Origin of the sequence: Thalassotalea sp. ND16A (assembly GCF_000764205.1) — a bacterium.
Lineage (GTDB): Bacteria > Pseudomonadota > Gammaproteobacteria > Enterobacterales > Alteromonadaceae > Thalassotalea_A.
Genome location: NZ_JQDZ01000092.1, coordinates 1 through 10,982 on the forward strand (window position 1 = coordinate 1; position 10,982 = coordinate 10,982).

Genomic DNA, 10,982 nt, shown 5'->3' on the forward strand with positions numbered 1-10,982 from the left:
TTGCTCAAATGCAGCAACAACGTTGATAAGTTGATCTTGGTTCGACATGTTTGCGTCCTGATGAATTAGTCGCAGTCATTAAATCAGATCGAAAAATAGAAGTTGAGCTATGCTCTCGTAAGCTCACTGTTATAGTCCTACTTCAATTATTTTGCCTGATAATTTACTTTTCTGCGGTTAATTAATTTTGATGATTTTAGATAACGATATTTTATTGGTTAGATCTGCCTATTTTGATATTCGGCAAATAAACGCGCTTTTAGACCGACGTTAACAGCCAGAGATAGCGGTGAGATCAGCAGGGATAAAATGATAACGATTCGCACCATGAATTTTCCTTTTATAATGTTTAAGGCGTTTGGTTGAACGTTAGAAAAAGCTGAATCATCAATTCATCTTTATTTTTTTACGCCACAGTCTGCTTTAACTCTCTAAAAAACACAAGATACTAATCACTTCGCCCAATACTATGCCCCCTTAATCTCTTGCCTTAGCTGAATGTATTTTCCAGCCACTTTGAAATCGTGGTTAATACTTCGCTATCAATCGTTTCTTCAATTTCAGCATATTCATTTACAGCACCGGTGATAGCGGGTTGAAATAAATGATTTACCCCCTCAAAGATATGGCTTTGCACATTCCCTTCCTGCGCTTTCATCGCATTTACAATCCCTGATACATTGGCATTAGCCGGCACTTGTGAATCTTTATCGCCGTTAAGAATTAACGCATTCCCTTGAAATTTTTGCCAATAGATCAACGGGTCTAACTTTAACCATTGGCTAAATGACTCGCTTTCGGCTCCGGCGATGCTAAGAGTTCCATGTCTTTTATTGACCCATTTATTTATTATCTCGGCTTCTTTTCCTTGTAAATTATCGTATAGAGCCTGAATTTTGATCTTGCGTTGTGCAATTTTCGGCGTATTTAGGATGATGCTATAAAAACGCTGGCTAAATTTAAGCAAAACGTCGGTTTCTGCTGTAGTAGCACCTTTGGCAGCTGGTTCAGTTTGGTCTTGGTCCAACAGCACATCGAGTATCGACATCCCTGGCCCAGCCAATGAAACAATGCCATTTACGGTTTCTAACTGTGCAGCCATAATGGCAACCAGACTTCCCTCGCTATGGCCAATAAGGATAATACGATTCGGATCAACTTGTTCAAGAGACTTTAAGTACTGTATTGCCGCTTGAGTGTCTCTGGCGTAATTTTCCACATCTCCGTCTTTATACTCACCTGATGATTTATAAACGCCACGCTTATCCGCTCGCAATACCACATGACCATTATTAGTGAGATGATCTGCTAACACTTTAAAAGTCCGGTGGCCAGCGTGGTAAGAATCTCTATGGTTGGGCCCTGATCCGGCAATTAACATAACCGCCGGATGTCTTTTGTTCCCTTTTGGCAAGGTCAAGGTTGCTGACAGCCAAGTATTGTCATCTGTATTTTTGTAGCGCACTTCTTGTTCCCTATACCCTGATATATCGGTAGGAGTTTGTTTTCTAACCGTTTCTGGTAAGGCATCAACTTTATTGAGGTCAAGGGGAAATACATGTTCTCCCTGATTAAAGTTCGCCGCAATTTTGTTGTGACTTTTGTCTATCTGACCAACAATATTAATTGGCGCACCAGCCAAATGCAGGGTAAAGGTATCATTGTTCACAGATACATCTGATACCAACATGTACCGACTACCCTGATCAAGGCTGGCGATATTCCCGCCCCATTGACCATCGGCTTTTTTAAAAACTTCTATGCCGATGCGTAACTTAGGCCCTTCAGGGATTTGCATTGATCCCAGCCAAGCCCCTTTAATATCATTTAAATTGGTTTGCGCATTGGCGCAGTGGCTTACCATTAGCAAAATGCTAATCACCAAAATTTTATTCATTATTTTAAACATTGTAATTTTACCTTCCTATTTACCTTGCTACCTTGTATTGCTAGGTATGCTACAACAACAACCAACTACATAGCAATGCAATGTACTATGCAAAGCACTTTCAAGAACATAAATCTATTCACCAAATACAAACAACGAATTGATTTAACTGAATAAAAACTGAATAAGCAGTGTTTTAACGGTGCTTAATTTCAACTGTAACTAAATATTGCAAACGTATGTATATCGCATTACTATGTATGGAACGATATTTTAAAAGAAAATTTTGTCATGGGATCAGACCAAATAATTGACAGATGGGTACCACAATTTCGTAAAGGCTTATTGGAGTTCATCATCTTGCTAAAATTACAACAAGGCGCAATTTATGGTTATGAATTGGCTGTAGAAATAAAAAAGTTGACCTCCATTGAGGTTGCTGAAGGGACGTTATACCCATTACTTAATCGACTAAAAAGAGATTGTTTAGTCACCTCCCAATGGCAAACGGCCGAAGTGGGGACGCCGAGAAAGTACTATCAAATCACCCCTTTAGGATTAGAAACATTGGCAAAAATGAAAACAACCTGGACCCAGACACACAACTCTATTTTTAATATGGTAATGCAATCATGAATCAACCTTTCCCTATCAAAAGTAAAGTCGCACAAAAGGTTTGGCATAACTTTGAACGCGACTTAGTGCATAAGCTTGCGCCTTTACCAAAAGACGAAGGCAATGATATTCGCCTGGAAATTATGAGTCATTTGTACGAATCTGCGAGTCATGATGAGGCCGACTTGGAAGAGGTTCGATTCATTAATGCCATTGAAAGGCTCGGCTCACCTGAAGAATATCTAGACCCTTTAATTGCCGATATATTACTCACTCAACAAACCATTAAAGGTGATCCCAGAGCCATATATCAAAGTCTGTTGGCGAGTGCGCGGAAAGGATTTTTTCACAATTTGGCAACGCTAGTGTTAGGATTGGGCTATTTTTGGGTGATCATGATATTCATTATGTCAGTGATGCACCTAGGTGATCCCGATGTGGGCATTTGGTATTACCCTAGTGGTAACTTTTCTTTGTCGTTTAGTGCTCAACCCGATGCGATTCAGTGGCAACCCAAATGGTTCCCTCTAATCGGCATCATCACTAGTGCTTCAGCCTATTGGTTGTTAAATAAGTTATTAAGCTATTTGTTCGCAAAATCAAAGTAACTCATTCCTGATGCGGGTATGAATTATTCTTTGCTATAGCTCAAATACAAATCAGACTGACGGCGCAAATTAGAGCTAAAATAAAAGTTAGCGCCATCCACACTGTGTAAAACACCGAGCTGTTCAAACGGGTAAGTAAACTGTTTAACAATCTCACCGGTAACATCGATTTGGGCGATAAACTTGCGATTACTTTGCTGGTATTGCAGATAAAAGCTGTTGTCGGATTTTACCGAGAAGGTTATCCCCTCGATACTCACCATGTCTTGCCAACGATTATTATCCGGATCATACAATTGCATACCATTACTGGTTAGCTGCCAGATATTGTTGTTATCATCCAGGTGCGCATTAATACCAGTAAACTCGCTGATCAAATCATAGCTATTGTCGTTTATATGGTAACGAGCCAGGTGATTATGATTACCTTTGACTAGCAGTAGTAACAAACTATTGTCATCAAACCAATCAAAAACCTGCAAGGCATCAACATTGATGTCTTTTTTGATGAGCTTATCAATATCAAGTTTATGCAGATAAAGTTGTTTATCGGCAATAAAGGCAATGGCATTACCGCTTTTAGACCAAAGCGGTCGATTGATCCTATCAACAACAAATTCAGAATTATTGAGTAGTTTTACATTGTTCTGCTGCTGATGATTAAGCATTTTTAGGTAGAGTTTGTTGCTGCCATCACGATTAGAAACAAACAACAACCTCTTACCATCCGGTGAAGCCATTGGAAAGTAGTCAAGAGCATTGGAGTTAACCATTGTGGTTGCATGGTTGTTACCTGGTTGCCAACGGATAATGTCACTGTCTTCTTGTTGCATCGTAAGTAATAACTTTTCCGGTGAAAGATAATGGGGATACAGGGCAACATCACTATGCGCTATGGTAATATTTTTTGTGCTGCCATCAATAAATTGCAAAAGCAGTTGTTGGTTAATGGAATCGCTTATTAACAACCCTGAATCAGCATACTCCCAGGTAAAATGCACAAACGGCGGCAAGGTATTATCAATAGTGCTTACGGTTAAGTTGGTTAAATTGATCACCTGTATCAAGGTTTCATTTTCAGCCGTTAAACGGCTATAGGCAAGCTGATCTCGTTGTTGATTTAAGCTGGCATGAACAAAACCGCGCAAAGCCGGTTGTGACAGCAAAATACTATGCTGTTGACTAATAAAGTCGAATTTAATCAGTTGATGTTGTTTTTTCTGGCGATGATAACCAATAAATACAATATGGGTTAAATCCAACCAAAAAATCTCACTGATATGGCTGAATTGTTCAAATCGCGCGAGCATCAAAGGTTGCCGACTTAGATCATTTTCTGCCGAAATTAATTGTGAATATAAATTAAGCCCCTGCTCATTTTCCACCACATAGGCAACCTGCCGGCCATCAATCGAATAGTCAAAGCTATGGATATTATGATGCTCTATGCTGATAGCTTGCTGATGATGAGTTTGTAAGTCTTTTTGCCACAGTTGTTGAGTGTTTAAATTAATCTGTCTGACAAATCCGATAGAGCGGTTATCGGGTGACGGTTTGGCAAATAATTCCTGCTCAGGGGTAGAGGTAACATTCGTTGAATATTCAAAACTTAATACCGGTTGTTGAGTGGGCCATAACTGCCACCCGATAAATACCCACAGTAGTATAAGCATCGCCGTTAGATAGATACTTTTATCAGTTAGCAGGTTTATGTTTGTACTCACCTCCTGATATTCTGGATTCACTTTAGTAATGAGTGTCGGGATAAATGAATAACCCTTTTTCGGATAGGTAACAATGTACTTTGCCTGCTTAGGATCGTCTTTAAAGGCTTTTCTTAGCAGCGTAATGGCGCGTTGCACTAAGCTTGAATTAAATATGCCATTGCTCCAAACCGCGGCATAAATGTCTTCTTGAGAGACCACCTCACCACTATGCTTAATGAGCAAAGCAAGGACCGCCATAACTTTCGGTTCAACCGATTGGCTTTGCTGGTTTTTAACAATCAAACAGCGGCCAAAATCCACTTGCCAGTCTTCAAAACAAACTATCTGATCAATGTTATTATCTGCCAAAAATCACTCCCAACTATCTGATTTAATTACCTTAAGAAAAACTTAAGAAAAACTCATTATGTTCTGCATAGTATTAATACGATTAAGAAGACACTATTTATCATATCGAAAGTTAACCATTCACATCATAACAAACTTGAATAAAAGAAGAGAATAAAATGAGATATAGAATTAAATTATTGTGGGTTATTTTAGCCATTATGAGCAGTACCCCAGCCACCGCTCAAACTTTAGCTAAGGCCGAGCAGTTGCTTTCTGAATATACCAAAGAAGAGCAACAGTTTTGGGTTCATCTTCCCGCCAATTATGATGAAAAGAATGCCAACAAATACCCAGTTATCTATTTGCTTGATGGTACCTACTTGCTCAATCATACTGCGGCGATGATGAATTTTTTAGACGGTGCAATGCCAAGTTTAATAGTGGTTGGCATCGAAACGAATAATAGAGTTCGCGATCTCACCAGCAGTTTTGACGACAACCACCCGGTAAAAAATAATGGCCAAGGCAATGTCTTTCTAGATTTTATTGAGTTGGAGCTGATACCTCATATTAATCAAAAGTATCATACCGCACCATTCTCTATCATTGCCGGTCATTCTTTAGGGGGGTTAACCGTACTCAATTCATTGATTAATCGGCCACATTTATTTAACGCCCATTTTGCTTTTAGCCCGGCGATACACTGGAATAAAGCGGCGATGTTGACAGAATTGCAACAAAAATTGCCGCGATTACAGCAACAGCAATTCTTATATGTTGGCAGAGAGCTGCCTGATGACAGCGAAATAGCGGATTTTGCCCGAAAACATCATCAGGCATTAACCGAGTTAAATTCAACATTAGCACAGCATGCAAAGACTAATTTAACCTGGAGTGTGAATAGCTTTGTCAATGAAGATCACATTTCTGTCGCTCTAATTGCCCAGCATTATGCCTTTAAAGCTCTGTTTCCCAAGTGGTTTTTAAAGGCTGATGTGGTAGAGAAAGATGTCAAAAATTTTGACGATTTTTACCAACAATTATCTGCTCGTTACGGATACAATATTTTCCCTACTGAGTATTACTTGTACAGTTTAACCGATTATTTTTTACTTAAACAACAGCCTGAAAAAGCCGTCTACATTGCAGAAAAACGCATGCAGTTTTATCCGAACTCTCATACCGCGCAACGCAGTTTAGCAAAATCATATTTTGCCGTTGGCAACAAAGTACAGGCGATAAATTATATTAATAAGGCGATTAAATTAGCGAAAAAGCAACAACATCAAAATTTAGCGTCTTATCAGGAAATTTATCAAAATTTTTTAAAGTAATGTTGTTAATATCTTAAAACTTTTTTGGGGAGTGGTTATTTGACTCCCCAAAATCGGTAATGAAGTTAATTAATAGGTTTTATAGGTTTGTTTTTTCAAGATTGCGGTTAACGCATTATCGTAAGGCGCTTCAAACTTTACTCTTTCTTCGGTTTTAGGATGAGTAAATTCAATACTTGCTGCGTGTAAGAATAAGCGTTTTAAGCCTTGTTTATTCATAGTCGCAGTAAAACCTTCAGCGCCATATTTGGCATCACAGGCAATTGGGTGGCCAGATACCTGGCAATGGACACGAATTTGGTGAGTACGTCCGGTAACCGGAAACGCTCTCACCAGAGAGCAGCCTTCATAATGTTTTAGTACTCGAAAACGAGTTTCCGACTCTTTACCGTTGACATTATCGACAACCACAACTCGCTCGCCTGATTTCAGTTCATTTTTACGCAAGCCCTCGGTACAGCGGGTCATTTTTGCAGTCCAATGTCCTTTAACCAGGGCATGGTAAAATTTTTGTACGTTCTTATGCCGCAGTTGTTCGTGCAGCGAACGTAATGTGGAGCGTTTTTTTGCCACCACTAAACAACCAGAAGTATCCCGGTCAAGGCGATGCACAAGCTCCAACATTTTTGCTTTCGGTCGTAATGCTCGCAACGCTTCAATCAAACCAAAGCTTAAGCCACTGCCGCCATGTACGGCCATACCGGTTGGCTTGTTGATCACAATTAAGCAATCGTCTTCAAAAATAATCTGTTTTTCCAGCTCAGCGACTTTTTTCAGTTGTGTGGAAACCGGGGCTGCTTCTTCCGACACGCGCACCGGAGCAATGCGCACCAGATCTTCAAGTTGCAGTTTATATTCTGCTTTAATGCGCTTTTTATTAACCCTGATCTCGCCCTTACGAACTAAGCGGTAGATCATGCTTTTCGGCACACCTTTTAGGGTTTTTAATAAAAAATTATCAATGCGCTGACCTTGTGAATTTTCATCAATGGTGATGAATCTCACTTTCGGTCTGTCTTCACTTTCAGCGGCAGATTTATCAGCTGGCTGTGGATTTTTAGTAATATGTTCTTTCATGGCGGCGAGTTTAGCACAGTTTTTTGGAAATTTGCTGATATTAAGCAGTAAAAAAGCAGTAATTTTATTGCCTTATGCTATTAATTAGTGGGATAATGCTTGAGTTATTGAAATTGAAAATTCTTAACAAACTTACTTAAATCGAAACGTAACCGATAAACAAATTTAAATCGTTACCCGTAGATTAATTTAAAAGTAAAAAACGAAGCTCTTAGTGAATCGTAAGAGGTTTGTTGCGGCAACTTCAATGTACGTTGTTTTTAGCGTTGAGCAGTTAACTTTACCCAAAATGGTCTGACAAACCGGTAAACAATAATTGCTACTCGCCCGATATATTGACTGCATTGCCTATTGCTTACACCGGCGTACGTAACTTGCCCGTGTTTGAAGCATAAACAACAAATCCCGCAAATAAAGAGCAATAAACTATTTAAAGTAAGCACGGCATAATGCTGAGTGTAAAAGTTAACTAACGTTATGAGCCAAACACTGTTCAATTTGATCAGTTAATTAGCAAAGCTTGTAACCATTTGCAGATAACCAAAAGATACTAACAGTCCCGATTTTATTAGGGAGTTGACATCCGTGAGGCTGGCAACCCTCTGTTACCCTGCCAACCCATGCGATTTACGCTCGTTGGCAACTTTAACACTCAATAGTGTGTTGTGACTTATTTACATACAGAGTCGCAATAATATGAAACGTATGTTAATCAATGCTACCCAGTCGGAAGAGTTCCGCGTAGCACTAGTTGACGGCCAAACCCTTTACGATTTAGACATCGAAAGCCCAGGCCACGAACAAAAAAAATCAAACATCTATAAAGGTACGATTACCCGTGTAGAACCCTCTTTAGAAGCTGCGTTTGTTGACTATGGCGCTGATCGCCATGGCTTCTTGCCAATGAAAGAAATTTCACGCAACTACTTCCCGCAAGGATACAGTTTTCAAGGCCGTCCTAACATCAAAGATGTGTTAAAGGAAGGTCAGGAAGTTACTGTGCAAATTGATAAAGAAGAGCGTGGCCAAAAAGGTGCCGCTCTTACTACCTTTATCTCACTAGCAGGCAGCTATTTAGTATTAATGCCAAATAACCCTCGCGCCGGTGGCATATCACGCCGCATTGAAGGTGATGAGCGTACCGAATTAAAAGCATCATTAAGCAAATTAGACTTGCCAAAAGGCATGGGACTAATTGTACGGACTGCCGGTGTTGGCAAAGCGTATGATGAATTAGAATGGGATTTAAACGTATTACTACAGCATTGGGCAGCAATTTCAGAAGCCGCAGCTTCACGCCCTGCTCCGTTTTTAATTCACCAAGAGTCTAACGTTATTTTACGTGCTATTCGCGATTATTTACGTCGTGATATTGGCGAAATCGTTATCGACAGACCAAAGATTTTTGATAGTGTTAAGCAGCACATTCAATTGGTGCGCCCGGACTTTCTCAGCAAAGTAAAACTCTATAAAGGTGATGTACCGTTATTTACCCATTATCAAATTGAGTCGCAAATAGAATCAGCGTTCCAACGTGAAGTTCGCCTACCTTCTGGTGGCTCTATTGTTATCGACCCGACAGAAGCGCTAACGTCAATCGATATCAACTCTGCCCGCGCAACCAAAGGCAGTGATATTGAAGAAACGGCGTTTAATACCAACCTGGAAGCCGCTGAAGAAATTGCCCGTCAATTACGTTTACGCGATTTAGGTGGATTAGTGGTTATCGATTACATCGATATGACCCCGGTACGTCATCAGCGTGAAGTTGAAAATCGCATGCGCGATGCCGTTCGCCCAGACCGAGCCAGAATTCAATTAAGCCGTATTTCAAAATTTGGTTTATTGGAAATGTCTCGTCAACGTTTACGCCCATCAATTGGTGAAACCAGCCAAGGGGTATGTCCTCGTTGTAGCGGTACCGGTAATGTGCGTGGTGTTGAGTCATTGGCGTTATCAATTTTACGTTTAATGGAAGAAGAAGCCATTAAAGATAAAACCTCACAAGTGCACGCGCAAGTACCAGTACCTGTAGCCACTTACTTGTTAAATGAAAAACGTAATGCTGTTGGCCACATTGAAAAAAGCCATAATGTTAAAGTGTTAATTTTAGCAAACCGAGACATGGACACTCCGCAATATGAAGTCGTTCGTGTTCGTGATGATGAAACTACCGCCGAAGCCAGTTATGAGATGAAGCTTAACGAAACCGCTGCTGAAGAAGCGGTAATGCCTAAGTTCCAAAAAGAAGTGGTAAAACGGGATGAACCGGTTTTACAAGGCATGTCGGCACCAAAACCAGCTCCAGAGAAACAACAAGCCAAGCCAGCTGCGGCCCAACAGCCACAACAAGCTGAAGCTTCAACGGGTTTAATCGCCGGTATCGTTGCTTTCTTTAAGTCGATTTTTGCGACCGAAGAAAAAGCTCCTGAGATAAAGCCAAAACAAGATAGTAAGAGAAACTACAAAGACAGAGGTGATCGTCGTGGCAGTCGCAAGCCTCGCAGCCAGCAGCGTCGTGGTAAAGGTCAAGGCCAAGGTAGAGATCAAAGCCAAGAAAGAAGTAAAGGCCAAAGCCAAGGTCAAGACAGAAACCAAAGACGTCAGCAGAATAAAGATGGCCGCGATCAAACTGAAAGAGATCAAAAACAACAAAAACGTCAACCGAAGAAGCAGGTTCAGCAAAAACAGGATAAACCTGTAGCTGACAAGCCGAAAGAAGAGAAAGTTGCAGAGCGTCGTCAACGTAGAAATACTCGTAAAAAAGTTCGTGTACAAGAGCAAGAACAAGTGACGGAGCAAGTTCAAATTGCTGCCAAACAAGCTCAAATAAGCGAAAAAGCGAACGCTGAAGTTAAAGAGCAGAAGGTAGCAGCAGTAGCAACTGATGCTGCAGCAACGTCGGAGTCGGATGACAAAGAGCCACGCGTTAGAAACCGTCGCTCGCCACGACACTTACGTTCTCATGGTCAAAGACGTCGTAAAGAAAAGCTTGAAACAGCAGAAATTGAAAATGCAGTAGTTGAAGAAAGAGTAACAGAAGATCCGGTTAAGGCCAGATACCCTAGCGCAACAGATGAAGTGCAAGCAACTCTTGACCTTGATACTCCAGCAGATTTCGAAGAAAAGCCTGTTGTAGAACAAGAAACCGTTGAAGAAGTTGAAGTATCAGTAACTTCTGAGCAACAACAGCACTTACCTTTAGCTGAAGAAGTTGTTGCTGAACCAGCAGTTGCTGAACCAGTTGTTGCTGAACCAGCAGTTGCTGAACCAGTCGTTGCTGAACCAGTCGTTGCTGAACCAGTCGTTGCTGAACCAGTCGTTGCTGAACCAGTCGTTGCTGAACCAGTCGTTGCTGAACCAGTCGTTGCTGAACCAGTCGTTGCTGAACCAGTCGTTGCTC

7 protein-coding genes are annotated in these 10,982 nt (G+C 40.7%); 4 read left to right on the top strand and 3 right to left on the bottom strand.

Features of this window, described 5'->3' with window-relative positions; translation table 11 throughout:
- Nucleotides 1-490: 490 nt before the first annotated feature.
- Nucleotides 491-1,909, bottom strand: a complete 1,419-nt coding sequence (locus ND16A_RS05710; RefSeq protein ID WP_033078355.1) for an alpha/beta hydrolase family protein — start codon at nucleotides 1,907-1,909, stop codon at nucleotides 491-493.
- A 270-nt stretch (nucleotides 1,910-2,179) separates the two neighbouring features.
- Here ND16A_RS05710 and ND16A_RS05705 point away from each other — a divergent pair, with 270 nt between their 5' ends.
- Both ND16A_RS05705 and ND16A_RS05700 read left to right on the top strand, forming a co-directional pair.
- Nucleotides 2,180-2,524, top strand: a complete 345-nt coding sequence (locus tag ND16A_RS05705; protein ID WP_033078356.1) for a PadR family transcriptional regulator — start codon at nucleotides 2,180-2,182, stop codon at nucleotides 2,522-2,524.
- Nucleotides 2,521-3,111: a hypothetical protein gene (locus ND16A_RS05700; protein ID WP_033078357.1), complete on the top strand. Its 591-nt coding sequence runs from the start codon at nucleotides 2,521-2,523 to the stop codon at nucleotides 3,109-3,111. Before ND16A_RS05705 ends, ND16A_RS05700 begins: the two co-directional genes overlap by 4 nt.
- A gap of 23 nt (nucleotides 3,112-3,134) precedes the next feature.
- Here ND16A_RS05700 and ND16A_RS05695 read toward each other — a convergent pair whose 3' ends face one another.
- The gene (locus ND16A_RS05695) at nucleotides 3,135-5,186 is read right to left on the bottom strand and encodes a winged helix-turn-helix domain-containing protein (protein WP_033078358.1); all 2,052 of its coding nucleotides are present in this window, start codon (nucleotides 5,184-5,186) and stop codon (nucleotides 3,135-3,137) included.
- Nucleotides 5,187-5,344: 158 nt separating this feature from the next.
- Between ND16A_RS05695 and ND16A_RS20330 the strand changes: the two genes are divergently transcribed.
- Nucleotides 5,345-6,502, top strand: coding sequence for an alpha/beta hydrolase-fold protein (locus tag ND16A_RS20330; protein ID WP_052073190.1), 1,158 nt, complete (start codon nucleotides 5,345-5,347; stop codon nucleotides 6,500-6,502).
- Nucleotides 6,503-6,571: 69 nt separating this feature from the next.
- Here the strand turns inward: ND16A_RS20330 and rluC are convergent, their stop codons facing one another.
- A complete protein-coding gene (gene rluC, locus ND16A_RS05690; RefSeq protein ID WP_081945621.1) occupies nucleotides 6,572-7,579 on the bottom strand; it encodes a 23S rRNA pseudouridine(955/2504/2580) synthase RluC in 1,008 nt (335 codons plus the stop codon).
- A gap of 696 nt (nucleotides 7,580-8,275) precedes the next feature.
- Here rluC and rne point away from each other — a divergent pair.
- Nucleotides 8,276-10,982, top strand: a 2,707-nt coding sequence (gene rne / locus ND16A_RS05685) for a ribonuclease E (protein WP_033078359.1), incomplete at its 3' end; no start/stop codon positions are given.

Bases quoted from the DNA above. Each gene is read 5' to 3' on its own strand.
- ND16A_RS05710 (WP_033078355.1), bottom strand. From the start codon at position 1,909: ATGTTTAAAATAATGAATAAAATTTTGGTGATTAGCATTTTGCTAATG.
- ND16A_RS05700 (WP_033078357.1), top strand. From the start codon at position 2,521: ATGAATCAACCTTTCCCTATCAAAAGTAAAGTCGCACAAAAGGTTTGG.
- ND16A_RS20330 (WP_052073190.1), top strand. From the start codon at position 5,345: ATGAGATATAGAATTAAATTATTGTGGGTTATTTTAGCCATTATGAGC.
- rluC (WP_081945621.1), bottom strand. From the start codon at position 7,579: ATGAAAGAACATATTACTAAAAATCCACAGCCAGCTGATAAATCTGCC.
- ND16A_RS05705 (WP_033078356.1), top strand. From the start codon at position 2,180: ATGGGATCAGACCAAATAATTGACAGATGGGTACCACAATTTCGTAAA.